General features: G+C 48.9%; 1 rRNA gene. It reads left to right on the top strand.

Annotated features, from left to right (window positions below):
* A 23S ribosomal RNA gene (locus tag H3T47_RS09215) occupies positions 1 to 227 on the top strand; the annotation flags it as partial.

Below are 227 nucleotides of genomic sequence, written 5' to 3'. Positions count from 1 at the left end.
TAATAGCTCACTAGTCGAGTGACGCTGCGCCGAAAATTTACCGGGGCTAAGCATAGTACCGAAACTGTGGATGTGCAGTAATGCACGTGGTAGGAGAGCGTTCTAAAAGCGGCGAAGCTTAACTGAGAAGATAAGTGGAGCTTTTAGAAGTGAGAATGCCGGTATGAGTAGCGCAAGATAGGTGAGAATCCTATCCGCCGAAAGACTAAGGTTTCCTGGGGCAGGCT

Source organism: Lactobacillus sp. W8093, from assembly GCF_016100925.1.
GTDB lineage: Bacteria > Bacillota > Bacilli > Lactobacillales > Lactobacillaceae > Lactobacillus > Lactobacillus helsingborgensis.
This window is presented reverse-complemented; position numbering and strand designations above follow the sequence as displayed.